We start from the raw sequence: 15,767 nt of genomic DNA on the forward strand, positions 1-15,767 counted from the left end.
CCGATCCGTTGGGGAGGGCGTTCGCGCATTCGCGGGCGAGGGAAATCCACTTACGCCCGCCGCGAAAAACCCGGAGCATGCACGTGGAGGCCGCGCAATGCGAGTAGTCATCGTCGGAGCCGGGGAGGTCGGCTCCACGATCGCCGAGAGCCTCGCCGACTCACACGACGTGGTCGTCATCGACATCGACGCGGACCGCGTAGAGGCGCTCACGTACTCCCACGACGTGCTCCCGATGCAGGGTGACGGGAGCGATATCAGCGTCCTGGAGGAAGCAGGGATCGCCGAGGCCGACATGCTCATCGCGAGCACGGACGACGACGAGACGAACATCGTTACTTGCGGCGCCGCGAACATCGTCAGTGACGCGTTCACGATTGCCCGCGTCAAGAACCCGAAGTACCTCAGGGCCTGGGAGCGCGCGCGAAGCGCCTTCGGCGTCGACTTCATGGTCTGTTCGGACCTGTTGACCGCCGAAGCCATCGTCGACCTTGCGGGCCTCCCGACGGCACAGGACGTGGACATGTTCGCCGACGGGTTGGTCCAGATGACGGAGTTCGAAATCCCCCCGGAGAGTCCGGTCGCGAACCAGACTGTCGCCGAGGCCGACCGCTTCGACTCGCTCACGTTCGCGGCGATCCTCCGCGACGACGACGTAGTGATACCGACCGGTAACACCCGGATCGAGGCCGGCGACGACGTGGTCGCCATCGGGAGCCCCGAGAGTATCCGGGCGTTTAGCTCCGCGATCGCCCCGGAAGAGCAGGGGCCGAAGGACGTCGTCATCGTCGGAGGGGGCGAAATCGGCTACCAGACCGCGCGACTACTCGAACAGCGCGGATTCACGCCGCGGCTCATCGAGCAGGACGAAGACCGCGCGCGGTGGCTCGCCGAACACCTGCCGAAGACCACGGTACTCAACAGCGATGCCACCGATCAGGAACTGCTCGACCAGGAGAACATCGGAGTGGCCGACCTGCTCGTCGCGGCCCTCGAAAACGACCAGCAGAACCTGCTCGCGACGCTCCTGGCCAAACGGAAGGGGACGGACAGGGCGATAACGGTGGTCAACACCGGGGACTTCGCCGAACTGTTCGAGGCAGTGGGCGTCGACGTGGCCGTCAGCCCGCGGAAGGCGACCGCCGAAGAGATCACGCGGTTCACCCGGGCACGCCGCGCCGAGAACGTCTCGATCATCGAGGGAGACAAGGCGGAGGTGCTAGAGCTCGAGATCGACGGTGACAGCATTCTCGTCGACCGTTCGATCCGCGACGCGGCTGCCGACCTCCCGGAAGGCGTCGTCATCGGTGCGATCACTCGCGGCGACGAACACATCACCCCCCGAGGTGACACTATCGTCAGAGAGGGCGACCACGTCGTCGTATTCGCCGCGGTCGAAGTGCTCGACGAAGTCACTGAGATGTTGTGAGGACCACCTGGACGAACGTCGACTGGCGGACGAGTCTGAGTCTCATCGGGACGGTCATGAAGGGGCTCACCGCGCCGCTCGTCGCGACAGCGGCGGTCGCCGCCGTCTACCGCGAACCGCTTCTCCCGTTTCTGCTGCCCGCGGTGGGGACGCTCTCGTTCGGGGTCGCTCTCGAACGACTCGATCGCGGGGACCTCGGTCTCCGTGAGGGCTATCTCATGGTCGCGCTGACGTGGTTCGTGATCGCGCTCGTCGGTGCCGTGCCGTTCGTGGTCGCCGGCGAGGGAACCCTCGCGTCACCGGTGAACGCGCTGTTCGAGTCCACGAGCGGTATCACGACCACGGGAGCGACGGTCGTCCAGAACTTCGACGCACACGGGCGGTCGATCCACCTCTGGCGCTCGCTCCTCCAGTGGATGGGTGGGCTCGGTATCCTCGTCATCGCCGTGGCCGTCCTCTCGCAGCTATCGGTCGGTGGCGCCCAACTTATGGAGACCGAATCGCAGACGCGGGACATCAACAAGCTCACGCCGCGGATCGAGGAGACGGCCCGGTTGCTCGGCTGGATTTACGCCGGACTGACCGGGCTGATGATCGCCTCGTGGCTGGCTCTCGGCGCCGTCGGCCTCGGTCCGGAAGTTTCGCTCTACAGCGCCGTCGCACACGCGTTCACTGCGGTTTCGACCGCGGGGTTCTCCCCGCGACAGGGGAGCCTCGGTGCGTTCTCGCCGGCGGTCCAGTGGGTCACGATCCCGTTCATGTTCCTCGGTGCCACGAACTTCGTCCTGCTCTATTACCTCACACAGGGAGACCCGTCGCGGCTCAGAGAGAGCGACGAGTTCCGGTTTTACGTGCAGGTCGTCCTCGGGCTCTCGGCGCTGACGGGAATCTTCCTCGTCACTTCGAACCAGTTCGAGTCGGCGGAGGCGGTCGTTCGACACGCGCTCTTCCAGGTGGTCTCGATCCTGACGACGACCGGGTACGCGACCGTCGATTTCAACGGGTGGTCGCCGGCGGCCAAGCACATGCTCTTTCTCGCGATGTTCTCCGGTGGGATGGCCGGGAGCACGACCTGTTCGATCAAGACCATCCGCTGGCTCGTCGTCGCCAAGGGATTCCGCCGTGACCTCTTCACGGAGGTCCATCCCGACGCGATCCGCCCCGTTCGACTCTCGGGACGGGCCGTCGACGAAGGTGCAGTCCGTGATATCTACGCGTACGTCCTGTTGAGCCTCCTCCTGTTCGTCTTGCTGACGGTGTTCGTCGTCACGGACGCCGCGAGGGCTGGGGTCGGCGTGGGCGAGTTCGAGGCGATGGGGGCCGCGGCGGCGACGTTTTTCAACGTCGGCCCCGCGTTCGGCGATGCCGGCCCGTACGGGAGTTACGCGGGATTCCCGGCGACGACGAAGGTCGCGTTCACCGTCCTGATGTGGGTCGGACGGATCGAGATCATCCCCGTCCTGGTTCTGTTGACGCCAACGTTCTGGCGGTCGTGAAGGGCGGTTCCGGGTCCCGTGACAACCCGACGCGGGGTTTCGTCGCGTCAGTTCGAGGGGTCGTACTCGCGCTGGAACTCGCGGATCGTCTCGTCGCTCCCCGCGACGAACACATCGTCGCCGGCGACGATCTCGGTCTCCTCGTTCGTGTGGACCGCTCCGTCGCGAGAGGCGCCGACGACGGTCCAGCCGCGTTCTGTCTCCCGGCGGACCTGGCCGACAGTCTTCCCGGCGAACGGCTCCCCGTTGGCCCGGACGAGGCGGATCTGGCTCGCCATGTCCATCACCCGCTCGCCGTGGGCCTCCGAGGCGACGAGCCGGGCGCTCACCCGCTGAGCCGAGAGGACGTAGTCGGCGCCGGCGCGAAACGCCGGTGAGGTCTTCTCGGCGTCGGTGACGCGGGCGAGGATCTCCAGGTCGTCGGTAAGCGAGCGCGCCATTGCGACCGTCATCAGTGCCGTCGCGTCGTCGTCGACGGTGACGACGAGCGCGTCCGCCTCCGCGATGCCCGCCGACCGGAGGACCCCGGGTTCGGTCGTGTCCCCGACCACGTCGGGTTCGGTCGACGGGTCAGCGTCGACCGTCGTTACCGACGCCTCGTCGGGGAGCGTGTCGACGGCGGCCGTCCCGCCCTCGCCGAACCCTGCGACGACGATCCGGTCCGGAGCGCCGGGGAGCGACCGGGAGACCGAGGACAGTTCGCTCGCGACCGCGTCGATGGCCCTCTCGGGCCCCGCGACCACGAGGACCGTATTCGCGGAGAGTCGCTCGTCGATCGCGGGCGAGAGGCGCAACTCGCCGTCGAACCAGCCGGCGACGACCGTCAGATCGGGGTGGGCTGCGACCGGCGAGTCGCCGAGGGCGACGCCCTCCAGCGGGCTGTCGTGGCGGACCAGTATCTCGCGTATCGCGATGGACTCGTCGCCCGTCGGCTCGAGGAGGGCCGGCGTCGTCGCCTTCTCGGCGAGCCGTCGGCCGATGAGCGCGTGGGTCGCGACGATGCGGTCGACGCCGATTTCCGCGAGCGCCTCCGTGCGGCGCGTCGACTCGGTGAAGCTGATGACGCGCAGGTCCTCGTTGGCTTCGAGCGCCGTGAGGACGACGCTCGCGGTGCGGTCGCCGGTGTCGGTGATGAGCAGCGACGCGCGGTCGATGGACGCCCGGTCGAGATCGGCCCGAGTCTCCGGATCGCCGTCGATCGCCTGGTAGCCCTCGTCGGAGAGCCGCTTGGCTTCCTCGAGGTCGGTGTCGACGAGCACGTAGTCGACGCCGAGTTCTTCGAGTTCGTCCAGCAGGACCTCGGAGTCGCGGCCGTACTCCGCGACGACGACGTGGTCGTCTTTCCCGGTGAGGCGGTTGTCGAGGTTGATGGGCGTCCGCTCGTACAGCGGGATGACGAGGACGCGGAGCGTGACGAGCCCGACGGCGATGCCCGTCACCTGGATGGTCACCATCAGGAGGTTCATCGCCGGCGTCTCCCACGGCGAATCGGCACCGTACCCGGTCGTCGTGAACGTCTCGATCACGGTCTGGAACGCCCGGAAGATCGAGTAGTCCCGTCCCTCCAGGCGGTGTACGCCCAGGTAGTAGACGTAGGTGAAGACGAGGACGATAGTGACGACGCCGCCGGCGAAAACGAGCAGCAACCGCTGGCGTCCGGTGAGATCCCGCGGATGAAGACCCTTGATGTTACGGAGTTCTCGCATCGATACGACAGTTCGTCCGTGTTACGACTCGCGAAGTGAAAAGCGCGCGGCTGCCAGAACGCGTATAATCGTGGGCTCCCTAACGGCGGCGTGGAGCAGTCGTGGCCACCGCCGCGGGCGGCGACGCTCGCCGCACTCGTCGTCCTCCTCGTCCTCGCGGGAGCGGGGTCGCTCGTCCTCTCGATGGTCTCGACGGGCGCCGTCGCGTCGGACACCACCCCGCAGAAGCTCGTCGAGCCCAAGCCCGGCGAGAACGTCTTCTGGCCGTACACCAGCCGGCAGCGCTCGCCGGCGGGGAGGACGCTGGCGATCAACGTCGTCGTCTACGCGGACGCCGAGACGATCCGCTTCTACCTCAGCGAGCGTCGCGACGCGACCTGGAACGAGACCGAGGAGGCGTGGCAGGACGTCGACCCGGACGACGGCGACCAGAACGAGATCGACGCGGCCAACCAGACGGTCGTCGAGTGGGCGGCCGCGCGCGGCGCCCAGCGATACCTCTACGTCCACGACCGGGCGCTCACCGAGGAAGGTCCGAACCAGACGACGCGACGGCCGTATCGAGCGCTCCCGTTCACGGGCGGCGTCGGCGAGTCCGGCGGGCAGTGGATCGACGAGACGTATCAACTTCACGACGGGAAGTACTTCGCAACGCGGTATCACCTGCGCGTCTACGAGTCGCCCTACGAGTCCGACGAGTGGGTCGCCATCCAGGCCCACAGCGACCACTGGGACTGGTTCCGGCTCAGGCACACCGTCCACGACACGGAGGACGCCCAGGACTACGTGGAGTCGGAGTTCTGGGACGACCCGGCCGTCGACACCGTCTGGCGGATGTACCTCGACAACCCGAAGGGTGTCGGCTCCGACGGCTGGGCGACGGTGGTCGACTTCCGCGGCGGGTCGTCGCCGCTGCCGGACGCGAAGACCGCCGGGGTCGCGCTCCTGGCCGGGTTCGCCGCCGTCCGTCCCGGTCGCCGCCGGTCGCCCCTGTCTCGACTCGCCGGCCCGGGCGGTCCAGCGGAGCGCCGCGACGCCGGTGGATCCGTCGACCGACTCCTCGTGTCGAGAGTGCGGCTGGCGTCGATCCTGCGCTCGTGGGACTGGCTGGACGGCCGGCAGGTCGCCGTCGTCTCGTGGACGCTGGCGTACCTGCTGCTGTTCGCGTCGCTGTTCGTCCTCTACCTCTCGGTCAGGTTCGGCGGCATCTTCCTCGAAGAGCAGTTCACCGAGACGTCGCCGAAGGTGATCGCCGCCGCGCTCTACCCCGTACTCGCGTTCGGCCTGCCGATCGCCGCGTACTCGTTCGGTCGCGGGCTGGAGCAGGTCAGGTGTTTCGCCGTCGCGGTGGTCGGGATCGGCGCGGCGATGGTGGTCGATTACCAGTTCCTCGGGGTCACGGTCCTCCCCCTCGACGTCGTGCTCCACCGGATCGGCATCGCCGCAGCCCTCGGACTCATCGCGGCCGGGTCGGTCCACAGCGAGGCGTCGATGGAGCGGGTCAACCGGTTCCTCGCCGCGGGCGTGTTGCTGTGGGTGTACCTCCTGTTGGCTCCGCTCGTCGGCTGGCAGTGACCGACGGACCGCTCACGCGATGGCGCTGACGGCGACCCAGCCGTCGTTCGTGTCGACGCTTCGGACCGCGAACCCGGCGTCCTCGAACAGGTCGGTGACGGTCTCCGGCTCGTAGCGCTCGAAGTGTCGCTCGTCGCTGTCGTACGGGCTCTCGCGGTCGGGATCGGCGGGCGCGTTCGTGCGCTTCAACGAGACGAGCACGACCCCGTCGTCGGCGAGAACGCGCTCGAAGTCAGTCAGCGTCGCCGGCACCTCACTCTCGGGGACGTGCAAGAGCGACGCGCAGGCCCACAGTCCGTCGAACGCGTCGTCGGCGAACGGGAGGGCGCGCATGTCGCCGCGGACGACCGACGCGTCGGGGAGGCGCTCTCGCGTCTGTTCGAGGAAGCGCTCGGTGAGGTCGAACGGGACGGCGTCGAAGCCGGCCTCGGCGAAGGCGGCTGACTCCCAGCCGGGACCACAACCCACGTCGAGGACGCGCGGTCGGCCGCTGACCTCGGTACCGCTCCGGTCGGTACCGCTCCGGTCGGCCCCGTTCGGGTCGGTCCCGTTCGGGTCGGTCCCGTTCGGACCGCCCACGGCGGTGACGAACCGCTCGACGATCTCGGCGACCACGTCGCGGTCGCCGTGGAGATCGGCGTACGTATCGGCGACCCGCTCGTAGGTTTCGACCGTTCGGCGGACGCGTTCGTCCATTCGCGCGGAGGTGCTCGCGGCGAGGACGTAAGCGTGACGCCGGGCGCCGCGCGTCTCGCGCCGGTCGCCCGGCGACCAGAACGACACTAAAAAGAGGAGGAGCGTCGAAGCCCGGGGTATGAACCCGAAGATCCTGATTCTCGGTCCGCCGGGCGCCGGTAAAGGCACGCAGAGCGAACGCCTCGCCGACGAGTTCGACGTCGAACACGTCACGACGGGCGACGCGCTGCGCGCGAACAAGGAGATGGACATCAGCGACATGGACCTGGAGTACGACACGCCGGGCGAGTACATGGACCAGGGCGACCTGGTCCCCGACGTCGTCGTCGACGCGATGGTCGAGGAAGCGCTCTCGGACCTCGACGGGTTCGTCCTCGACGGCTACCCGCGCAACGGCGACCAGGCCGAGGCGCTGCGGGAGATGACCGACCTCGACGTCGTGCTCGTGCTCGACGTGCCCGAGGACGAACTCGTCGAGCGGCTCACCGGCCGCCGGGTCTGCGAGGACTGCGGCGCCAACTACCACGTCGAGTTCAACCCGCCCGCGGAGGAGGGCGTCTGCGACAAGTGCGGCGGCGACCTCTACCAGCGCGAGGACGACAACGAGGAGTCCGTGCGCAACCGGCTGTCGGTGTACCACGAGAACACCGAGCCGGTGCTCGAACTGTACGATGACCACGACGGCTACGTCGAGATCGACGGCGACCAGACGCCCGACGAGGTCTGGGAAGCCGTCCGCTCTGCCGTCGAATCGAACGCGTGAGCGCCTCCACGGCACCCGACCGGAGACTAAAAGCTTGATAACCACCAAGCCCGGAGATAGATAGCAATGGCACGGACCGCAGAGAAAGCGGAGTCGCTGGCCGACGAGAGCCAGTCGATGGCCGACGCGCTGGAGCGCGTGCTCGCGGTCGCCGACGACAAGGGCACGGTCCAGTGGTCAGACGTCAGCGACGACATCACGAGCGGCGAGTGGGGCCGGCTCATCGAGCAGGGCATCCTCGTCGACGTCGACGGCGAAGGCTTCGTCGTCGACGACCCCGAAGGCGTCCGCGACGCGCTCGGCATCTCCGCTCCCGAACCCGGCGACGACTCCGGCAGGTCGAGTTCGAGCGGTTCTTCCGATTCGTCGTCCACCTCGTCCTCCGCGGACAGCGACGACGAGGACGGTGGCTGGTCGCGCTGGGACAAGATGGCCGCCGTCGCGACCATCGCGCTCTTCCTCGGCTACTCGCAGGCGCCCATCCGCAACACCGTCGGGGGCGTCCTCGACCTCGCTCTCGGCCCGCTGGCCGACGTACTCCCCTTCTACATCATGATCCTCGTGCTCGCCGTGTTCACGGGTCTCAACTCGACGATCCTGCAGGGCAAGCTCATGAACATGGACAAGATGGGGGAGTATCAGGAGCAGATGCAGGAGATCCAGGAGCGCCGCAAGGCCGCCAAGGAGCGCGGCGACGACGAGGCTCTAGAGGAGATCCAGCAGGAGCAGATGGAGGCCATGGGCGACCAGCTCGGCATGTTCAAAGAGCAGTTCCGCCCGATGGTGTGGATCATGCTCGTCAACATCCCCGTATTCCTCTGGATCTACTACATGGTCCAGACGGGCGCGATGACGGTCGCACCCGGTACCGAGTACGTGATGGTCCTCCCGATCATCGGCGGCATCGAGGACTGGAGCCAGCGCATCGGCCCGATGTGGGCGTGGATCATCTGGTACTTCGTCTGCTCGATGAGCTTCACCCAGATCGTCCGCAAGGCGCTCAACGTCCAGACCACGCCGTCGTCGTAGCGGCCGCTCGTTTTCCCGCAGCGATTTTTTCGTTATCCGATCTTCCGTCTTCTCCCGGCCGAGCGCACGATACAACGCAGTCCGAGAGTCGCGTCGTAGCGTCCGAGAGTTGCGTCGTGATGTCCGAGAATTGCACAGTGGAGTCGCTCGAAAACCACTCGTGGACTTCACCGCGACTTCTCTCTCCGAACGCAGTCACACCCCGTGTGCGAAGTGAAATCGACCGGTTCGTCGCGCAGGCGTATCGATCGTCGGAGGGCGAGCAGTCTGAGAGATCGGATTCGCGCCCCCACCCCGTGTGCGAGATGAAATCGGTGTGGGGTGTACGGTCCCCTCGTCGCAGGATTTCCGCTGAAGCTCGGGATTCCGCGACTTTCCGTCTGTCTACCCGAATAAACCGAGTTCAATAGGAGTCGGTACTCGAAGTCATATAAATTATATAATGATTCAAAAACGCTGTACTCTAGTCGGACTACGGAGACTGTTTTCAAGATGCGTTCATAAATCCTTCCGTTCTAGATGGTGAACGACGATTCACCGGTCTCAACGGCCGAAACTTCGAAGATCGGTGTGATCAGGGGAGAACCGCGCTCCAACCCGGAGACCCGCCCCTTCCTCGCACCGGGTTTCATCTCGCACACGGGGTGTGGGGGCCCTGAATTCCCGTCCCGTTCCCACATCGAAGATAGAATCGTACTCGTCCGACCCCAGTTGCCACGGTCGCCTGGTGTCCGAATCACCAGATCCAGTCGAACACCGATGGGGGCGGACTACGGTAAGGCGGTTCGACACTGCGGATAGTGCGGGCCTCCGCTCCGGAATTTCACTTCGCACACGGGGTGGGTAGGCAAAATTGATTTTGCCATCGGTCGACCCCATTTTGATGATCGATCCGATAATACGGCCCATCGCCGAGGAATCCAGGGTATTTAATCTCGCACACGGTCCCAGGGTATATTTATAGGACGAGGTTGAGACGGATAGCATGGCCAACGGCGACGACAGCCCGTCTCTCTCGCAGTCCATCAAGGGCCGTCTCCAGGAGGGCGTGCAGAACTCCGTCTTCAAGGACAAGGGGTTGCTCGACCCGGACGTCGTCATCGACGAGGACCGGATCGTGGGTCGGGAACAACAGCTGGAAGACATCATCACGTACCTCCGCCCGGCGCTTCAGGGCAACAAACCGCCGAACATGCTGCTCTACGGACCCTCGGGGACCGGCAAGTCGCTCATCATCAACGCCGTCTGCGAACAGGTTCTGGAGCTCTCGAACTCGCAGGACGACCGCTTCGGCGTCATCAGGATCAACTGCCAGACGATCAAGTCACACGACCGCGCGGTGTACCGACTCGCGAAGAACGCCGCGACCGAAGCCGGCGTCGATCTCGGCGTCCCCGAGAGCGGTATCTCGACGGATCAGAAGCTCAACCGCTTCTACGAGATTCTGAGCGACAACTTCGACTCGGTCATCATCATCCTCGACGAAGTCGACCTCCTCGTCGGGCGGCAGCGAGACCCCAACGCAGAACCGGCGTACTCGAAACTCCTCTATCAGCTCTCGCGCGCGACCCAACTCGGCCGGATCGACGGACACGTCTCCGTGGCCGCGCTCACGAACGACCCTCGATTCATGGAGGATCTGGACGGCCGCGCGGAGAGTTCGTTCAACCCGCAGGACGTCGTCTTCCAGGACTACGACGCGAACCAGCTCCAGGCGATCCTCGAACGACGTCGGGACGCCTACCAGGACGGGGTGCTCGAAGACGGGATCATCCCGCTCAGCGCCGCTTTCGCCGCCCAGGACCACGGCGACGCGCGGAAAGCCATCGATCTGTTCCGGAAGGCGGGGGAGATCGCCGACCGAGAAGGCGAGCAGTCGGTCCGCGAAGACCACGTTAGAGGCGCTCAGGAGGAGGCCGAACGCGACCGCACGCTGACGCAGATGCAAGGGCTTTCGGCCCAGAAGAAGCTCTCGCTGTACGCGACTGCGGTAGTCCCCGTCTACTCCCAGCGGAGTCTGAACGCCGTGCCGAGCACCGTCGCCTACAGAGTCTATCAGTATCTCACCAGCCTCGTAGACACCGAAGAGAAGTCCCGTGACTCGTACCTCCGGTACATGAGCGAGGCGGAGACGTACAACTTCATCACGTCGGAGAAACGCGGCCGCGGCTACGGGAGCGGCGTCCACAAGGAGTACACCTTCATCGACGATCCGAAAGTGGTCGCTGAGACGTTACAGGCCGACATCCGACTGGAGGAGGTCGAAAACAACGAGGATCTCATCGCGTCCGTCGTCACCGCGCAAATCGAGGAATTCTTCGAAGAACACTGACGAGGCGTCGTTTCGCCGCACATTTTCATCTCGCACACGGGGTGCCACCCCGTCGGGTCCCGATTTCATCTCGCACACGGGGTGGTGGACGGATCGATCGCTCCATCCGGTTCGCCTCCGTCGTTAATTCATTTCGCACAAGGGGTGGCACCGCCTGGTACGGTAATTCATTTCGCACATGGGGCCCGGTTTGTCGCCCCCCTCCCACGGATATCTGCCAGTAGGTGAGTACATTTCGCACACGGGGTGTCTCAGACGATACTCCGACACTCGAAGCGAAAGAATGCCGGTTCTGGCCGCTCGGCTGATACCTGTGGGCGATATCGACGCGGCCGCGACGCCGGGTTCCCGATCGAGACTCGATACCGTCGATTTCACTTCGCACACGGGGTGTTCTCCCTCGAACGATCCGCTTCAGGCATTCCTGAAATTAACAATATGTAAGTGAATTCACCTCTCACGCGGGGTATCGGACCCGCACGGTTCCGTGCCCTCGGGAAATACCGCATGCTGCTGGGTACTGGAGTGCGACACTGTCGACCGGACCCATCGATACCTCTCTACAGAGAAGACGGCGGTTCGTAACGTCTTTTTACCGACCGCACGCACGTCGAGTATGTTGATAACCGTCTCCGGTCCCGCTGGGAGCGGAAAGACGACGTTCGCGGAGGCGCTCGCTGACGCGCTGGAGTACGACTACGTCAGCGGCGGCGACATCTTCCGAGCGCTGGCGGACGAACGCGGACACTCGCTCGTCGAGTTCAACAAACTCGCCGAGGAAGACGACCAGGTCGACCGCGACCTCGACCGGCGGCTCAGGGAGATCGCGAGCGAACGCGGCGACGTCGTCCTCGAATCCCGACTGGCGGGGTGGATGGCCGGCGACCACGCCGACCTGAAGTTCTGGCTCGACGCGCCGTTCGAAGTACGGATCGACCGTATCGCCGACCGCGAGGACAAGTCCGTCGAGACGGCCCGGCGGGAGACCTCCGAGCGCGCCGAGAGCGAGGCCAAGCGCTACCGCGAGTACTACAACATCGACATCGAGGATCGTTCGATCTACGACCTCGTCATCAACACCTCGCGGTGGAGCCCGGAGACGGAAGTCGAGATCGCGCTCTCGGCGGTCGAGTCCTACGACCCCGCCGACGACGAGGGGAAAACACCGGTCACCGCCGTCGAGTACGACTTCTGATGGCGCTCCGCGGCCCGCCGGACGACCGGTCCGTCGACGAACTCCTGCAGTTCGGAGTCGTCAACCTCGACAAACCACCCGGCCCCTCGGCCCATCAGGTCGCCGCCTGGGTGCGCGATATGGCCGGCGTCGACCGCGCCGCCCACGCCGGGACGCTCGACCCGAAGGTGACCGGTTGTCTGCCGATGCTCCTCGGCGACGCCACGCGGATGGCCCAGGTGTTCGACGATAGCGTCAAGGAGTACGTCGCCGTGCTCGAACTCCACGGTCCCGCGCCCGCCGACTTCGAGTCGGTGCTCGCCGAGTTCGAGGGGGAGATCTACCAGAAGCCGCCGAAGAAGAGCGCGGTCGTCCGACGGCTTCGGTCGCGGGAGATCTACGACCTCGACGCGATCGAAGTCGAAGACCGACGAGCGCTGGTGCGGGTACGCTGCGAGAGCGGCACCTACATCCGAAAACTCTGTCACGACCTCGGGCTGGCGCTCGGGACCGGCGCGCACATGGGTCACCTGCGACGGACGACGACCGGGTCGTTCGACGACACGACCCTCTCGACGCTGTACGACCTCGCCGACGCGCTCGCGTGGGCCGACGAGGGTGACACCGACGCGTTACGCGAGGTCGTCCAGCCGGCCGAGCGGGCGCTCGTCGATCTACCGAGCGCGACCATCGCCGAGAGCGCCGCCCGCGAAGTGGCCGAGGGCGCGCCCGTCTACGCGCCCGGGTTGCTGGAGATCGACGACGTGTTCCGGGGTGATCTGTTGGTTTGCTACACGCCGGATAGGGCCGCGGTCTGTCTAGGCACACTCGCCGGCGACCCCGAGGCCGACGAGGGGGTCGTCGTCGACCTCGAACGGGTCCTGATCTGACGGACGGAAAGCGAAGGGCTTAATCCGGGACGGCGCATCTGCCGATACACGGGACCGTGGGGTAGCGGTATCCTCGGCGCATGGGGTGCGTCGGACCTGAGTTCGAATCTCGGCGGTCCCACTACCCATATACCCTTTTTCCAGGGTTTCCTGATAGTCTGGAATCGTACCTTTAGGAGGGTCTCCGCATGACCCCGGACAGCCGCGGCGCCGGCCGCGAGTCCGAGGTCGGCCCCGCGTGTTACACCGACGTTCGTAACGCACGGCCGGTCCCCTCCGACGGGACTACGGCGGAGAGCCGTGAGCGGTGCGGCGTCTGTTTCCCCGACGGGACTATCCCCGACGACGTCGACGAGGTCGTCGTCGGTCGCTATTCCTCATCGGTCCATCTGACCGACGACCACGAGGTCGACTGTTCCCAAACAACCAAGCCCGATAACCCGGCGTGTGCGGATTCCGGCCTCGCGGCGAAGATCGGCGCAGAGGACTTCGGACCGGACGATATCGAAGACCTCGCTCGCGGGGGTGATGCCTGATGCCCTCCGACGAGTGGCCCGTCGAGATCGACGGCAACGAGTTCTACCCGATCCCCGAGAGCTGGATCGAACACGGGAGCGACCAGAATCGCGGTTCGCCCCGGATCTACGCGGTCGCCGTCGCGTCCGGTGTCCGGAATCTGATAGTGATCCGGTACGCGAGCCCCGATGGCCGCGCCGTCAAAGTCACCACGAACGGGGCCGAGAACCCTTCCGGTGGCGGGACCGTTCCCGCTTCCCTCGCGAATCACGGTGACTGGCCGCGGTCCATGGTCCCCAGTCGGCACGTCGAACCGACGGGACTCCTCCGTAAGGCCGAGATCGAACACTTCCAGGAGATGTGGGCCGACCGCATCCGGGAGGACGACGGTGCAGAGGCGGACCGGCAGCTCGTCGCCGACGGCGGTACCGTCAATTGCGGTACTGAACGGCTCGGTTACCCCTCACAGCGAGCGGAGAGCAAACACGAGTCCAAACAGGATGAAACCGACGCCGGCCATTCGAACCACGCTATAATAGGAATCACTCATCTCGACGTCTTGCGGGCGTCGAGTCGTTCCGGCGGCTTTCTGTCGGCGATCAATTCCAGCGACCCACTGGGGCTTGAACGCGGCAATGAGGCCAAACACCAGCAGCAAGACTGGGATCACGTCGACCATATCAGCAGATACCAGCGACCGGATAAAAAAACGAAGTCCACACCGCGACCTGACGGTGACCGCTCACTACACACGGATACTGAGCGGCCTGAAGGGGGTGAGTCGGCGTGAAATACGACGAGACGGACCCGATGGTCGGTCGCTACGAGTACGTCGTCCGCGACGTGGACCAGCACGACCTCGGGATTCAGGACTGGATCCCTCCGGAATCCTGTCTGAAGACTCGCGGGTACGGGGAACTCAAGGTCGCGGCCTCGGACGAGATCGAGCGCCGCCTCGACCTCGAGGAGCACGTCGGCGAGCACATCGCGACAGTCTGGATCGACTGCGACGCCTGGGAGTACAGCATCTACTGGGAGGTCGAACCGCCGATCAACCAGCGGTTCCGCGATCTCGTTCGCCGACTCACGGGCGGTGATCCCGCATGAGCGTCCTCGGTTCCTCGAAGAAGCGCGGCGACTCTGTCGAGAGCGCTGTCATCAACGCTGACCCCGGCATCGAGTACGTCGGCGATTCAGAGGCTACCTGGCACGACTGCCGGACGATCCAGTGCCTCAGTCCATGCTACGAGCGACCATTCCTCGGGATCCCAGTCATCGAATCCGGAACCCCAGGCGAGATCAAAAGCGCGTGCGTCGTCCGCAGTAACGGCGACTACGACCGGAGCGGCGCGTGGTACATCAAGCGCCAAGCGCACGAGAAACTCCTCGAAGCCGCTGGATTCTATATTCTCGTAGTTTATGCACCGCGACCGGAGACGCCGATACTCCGGTCGGTGATCATCCCGGCGTCGCTCCTGGACGAGCATCTCGACGGGCGGTGGTACGATGTCGACGCCGACCGCTCGGAGAACGAGGTCGCCCAGCTGACGTGGACCGTGCTGATCGACCGTGAGAACGTCCCCGGATCGGCGGAGGTGAGCCGCTGATGCCGTCGACGAACCAGGCCGGCGGCCGCGACTTCCCTGCGTTCGACAACATCGAGGAACACATCGGACACAACCCGGCTCGGTATCTCGACTGGGATTTCCTGGCCGAGACGTACGGCGATCGCGACATCAAAAGCGGTCGGAAGCTCCTCCTGAAGGCCCGGATCCGTGGAATCGACCGGATCGAAGTGGTCCGCGCTTACAAGGCGGTCGAGCGTGCTCTTGGTCGCGGGCCTGCTGGTGGGCCACGCGAAGCGGTGATGCGTCTCCTCGACCAGCGTGAGGAGTTCCTCCAGGAAGCCGGCGAGCGCCCGGAGCGGTTATCGTACGGCCCGCGTCGTCCACCGGAATACTACGCGACAGAAATCGACAACGAACGCGACGAGCAGCCGCTCACCGCCGCCGAGAAGCTCTCCCGGATGCGCTCCGATCGAGTCGCGACCGACGGAGGTGAGCGCGATGGGGAGTGATCTGACTACGAGCGAATCATCTCGCACGCGGGGTGATTGCGATGTCTGAAGGCGTTATCGATTGTTTGGGGGTTCAGAATCGTT

The 15,767-nt window shown here is 65.5% G+C and carries 15 protein-coding genes and 1 tRNA gene; 14 read left to right on the forward strand and 2 right to left on the reverse strand.

The features are described from left to right. The first annotated feature begins 97 nt into the window (after window positions 1-97). Together trkA and ACMGFH_RS03790 are read left to right on the forward strand one after the other, a co-directional pair. Window positions 98-1,429, forward strand: coding sequence for a Trk system potassium transporter TrkA (gene trkA / locus ACMGFH_RS03785; protein WP_415381439.1), 1,332 nt, complete (start codon window positions 98-100; stop codon window positions 1,427-1,429). Window positions 1,430-1,485: 56 nt separating this feature from the next. Next, window positions 1,486-2,925 (forward strand): TrkH family potassium uptake protein, encoded by a 1,440-nt coding sequence (locus tag ACMGFH_RS03790; protein ID WP_415383187.1) that lies wholly within the window; start codon window positions 1,486-1,488, stop codon window positions 2,923-2,925. A 47-nt stretch (window positions 2,926-2,972) separates the two neighbouring features. On the opposite strand, the gene ACMGFH_RS03795 is transcribed toward ACMGFH_RS03790, so the two are convergent. Continuing rightward, window positions 2,973-4,631, reverse strand: coding sequence for a potassium channel family protein (locus tag ACMGFH_RS03795; protein WP_415381440.1), 1,659 nt, complete (start codon window positions 4,629-4,631; stop codon window positions 2,973-2,975). A gap of 90 nt (window positions 4,632-4,721) precedes the next feature. Between ACMGFH_RS03795 and ACMGFH_RS03800 the strand changes: the two genes are divergently transcribed. Further along, on the forward strand, window positions 4,722-6,206 hold the full coding sequence (locus ACMGFH_RS03800) for a hypothetical protein (protein ID WP_415381442.1): 1,485 nt from the start codon (window positions 4,722-4,724) through the stop codon (window positions 6,204-6,206). A 12-nt stretch (window positions 6,207-6,218) separates the two neighbouring features. On the opposite strand, the gene ACMGFH_RS03805 is transcribed toward ACMGFH_RS03800, so the two are convergent. Further along, entirely contained in the window at window positions 6,219-6,902 is a 684-nt protein-coding gene (locus ACMGFH_RS03805; protein ID WP_415381443.1) for a class I SAM-dependent methyltransferase, read from the reverse strand. Between the two features lie 118 nt (window positions 6,903-7,020). On the opposite strand from ACMGFH_RS03805, the gene ACMGFH_RS03810 reads away from it, so the two are divergent. The 11 genes from ACMGFH_RS03810 (at window position 7,021) to ACMGFH_RS03860 (ending at window position 15,683) form a co-directional block, all read left to right on the forward strand. After that, window positions 7,021-7,665 carry an adenylate kinase gene (locus tag ACMGFH_RS03810; protein ID WP_415381444.1) on the forward strand — a complete coding sequence of 215 codons (645 nt, stop codon included), beginning with the start codon at window positions 7,021-7,023 and terminating at the stop codon, window positions 7,663-7,665. A gap of 66 nt (window positions 7,666-7,731) precedes the next feature. Continuing rightward, the gene (locus tag ACMGFH_RS03815; protein ID WP_415381445.1) at window positions 7,732-8,694 is read left to right on the forward strand and encodes a DUF106 domain-containing protein; all 963 of its coding nucleotides are present in this window, start codon (window positions 7,732-7,734) and stop codon (window positions 8,692-8,694) included. A gap of 985 nt (window positions 8,695-9,679) precedes the next feature. Continuing rightward, window positions 9,680-11,026: an orc1/cdc6 family replication initiation protein gene (locus tag ACMGFH_RS03820; RefSeq protein WP_415381446.1), complete on the forward strand. Its 1,347-nt coding sequence runs from the start codon at window positions 9,680-9,682 to the stop codon at window positions 11,024-11,026. A gap of 616 nt (window positions 11,027-11,642) precedes the next feature. Next, the gene (gene cmk / locus ACMGFH_RS03825) at window positions 11,643-12,221 is read left to right on the forward strand and encodes a (d)CMP kinase (protein ID WP_415381447.1); all 579 of its coding nucleotides are present in this window, start codon (window positions 11,643-11,645) and stop codon (window positions 12,219-12,221) included. Further along, window positions 12,221-13,090 (forward strand): RNA-guided pseudouridylation complex pseudouridine synthase subunit Cbf5, encoded by an 870-nt coding sequence (locus ACMGFH_RS03830; protein ID WP_415381448.1) that lies wholly within the window; start codon window positions 12,221-12,223, stop codon window positions 13,088-13,090. Before cmk ends, ACMGFH_RS03830 begins: the two co-directional genes overlap by 1 nt. Window positions 13,091-13,140: 50 nt before the next feature. Beyond that, window positions 13,141-13,211, forward strand: a tRNA-Pro gene (locus tag ACMGFH_RS03835). 67 nt (window positions 13,212-13,278) lie between these two features. Beyond that, window positions 13,279-13,626: a hypothetical protein gene (locus tag ACMGFH_RS03840; protein WP_415381449.1), complete on the forward strand. Its 348-nt coding sequence runs from the start codon at window positions 13,279-13,281 to the stop codon at window positions 13,624-13,626. Beyond that, window positions 13,626-14,396 (forward strand): hypothetical protein, encoded by a 771-nt coding sequence (locus ACMGFH_RS03845; protein WP_415381450.1) that lies wholly within the window; start codon window positions 13,626-13,628, stop codon window positions 14,394-14,396. The genes ACMGFH_RS03840 and ACMGFH_RS03845 overlap by 1 nt, the downstream gene beginning before the upstream one ends. Further along, window positions 14,393-14,713 (forward strand): hypothetical protein, encoded by a 321-nt coding sequence (locus ACMGFH_RS03850; protein ID WP_415381451.1) that lies wholly within the window; start codon window positions 14,393-14,395, stop codon window positions 14,711-14,713. Before ACMGFH_RS03845 ends, ACMGFH_RS03850 begins: the two co-directional genes overlap by 4 nt. Further along, a complete protein-coding gene (locus ACMGFH_RS03855) occupies window positions 14,710-15,213 on the forward strand; it encodes a hypothetical protein (protein ID WP_415381452.1) in 504 nt (167 codons plus the stop codon). Before ACMGFH_RS03850 ends, ACMGFH_RS03855 begins: the two co-directional genes overlap by 4 nt. Then, the gene (locus tag ACMGFH_RS03860; protein ID WP_415381453.1) at window positions 15,213-15,683 is read left to right on the forward strand and encodes a hypothetical protein; all 471 of its coding nucleotides are present in this window, start codon (window positions 15,213-15,215) and stop codon (window positions 15,681-15,683) included. Before ACMGFH_RS03855 ends, ACMGFH_RS03860 begins: the two co-directional genes overlap by 1 nt. Window positions 15,684-15,767: the final 84 nt, after the last annotated feature.

Source organism: Halosimplex rarum (assembly GCF_047715405.1).
GTDB classification, from domain to species: Archaea; Halobacteriota; Halobacteria; order Halobacteriales; family Haloarculaceae; genus Halosimplex; species Halosimplex rarum.

Bases quoted from the DNA above. Each gene is read 5' to 3' on its own strand.
- ACMGFH_RS03815 (WP_415381445.1), top strand. From the start codon at position 7,732: ATGGCACGGACCGCAGAGAAAGCGGAGTCGCTGGCCGACGAGAGCCAG.
- ACMGFH_RS03820 (WP_415381446.1), top strand. From the start codon at position 9,680: ATGGCCAACGGCGACGACAGCCCGTCTCTCTCGCAGTCCATCAAGGGC.
- ACMGFH_RS03805 (WP_415381443.1), bottom strand. From the start codon at position 6,902: ATGGACGAACGCGTCCGCCGAACGGTCGAAACCTACGAGCGGGTCGCC.
- ACMGFH_RS03810 (WP_415381444.1), top strand. From the start codon at position 7,021: ATGAACCCGAAGATCCTGATTCTCGGTCCGCCGGGCGCCGGTAAAGGC.
- ACMGFH_RS03840 (WP_415381449.1), top strand. From the start codon at position 13,279: ATGACCCCGGACAGCCGCGGCGCCGGCCGCGAGTCCGAGGTCGGCCCC.
- ACMGFH_RS03790 (WP_415383187.1), top strand. From the start codon at position 1,486: ATGAAGGGGCTCACCGCGCCGCTCGTCGCGACAGCGGCGGTCGCCGCC.
- ACMGFH_RS03845 (WP_415381450.1), top strand. From the start codon at position 13,626: ATGCCCTCCGACGAGTGGCCCGTCGAGATCGACGGCAACGAGTTCTAC.
- ACMGFH_RS03830 (WP_415381448.1), top strand. From the start codon at position 12,221: ATGGCGCTCCGCGGCCCGCCGGACGACCGGTCCGTCGACGAACTCCTG.
- ACMGFH_RS03795 (WP_415381440.1), bottom strand. From the start codon at position 4,631: ATGCGAGAACTCCGTAACATCAAGGGTCTTCATCCGCGGGATCTCACC.
- ACMGFH_RS03860 (WP_415381453.1), top strand. From the start codon at position 15,213: ATGCCGTCGACGAACCAGGCCGGCGGCCGCGACTTCCCTGCGTTCGAC.
- ACMGFH_RS03855 (WP_415381452.1), top strand. From the start codon at position 14,710: ATGAGCGTCCTCGGTTCCTCGAAGAAGCGCGGCGACTCTGTCGAGAGC.
- cmk (WP_415381447.1), top strand. From the start codon at position 11,643: ATGTTGATAACCGTCTCCGGTCCCGCTGGGAGCGGAAAGACGACGTTC.
- trkA (WP_415381439.1), top strand. From the start codon at position 98: ATGCGAGTAGTCATCGTCGGAGCCGGGGAGGTCGGCTCCACGATCGCC.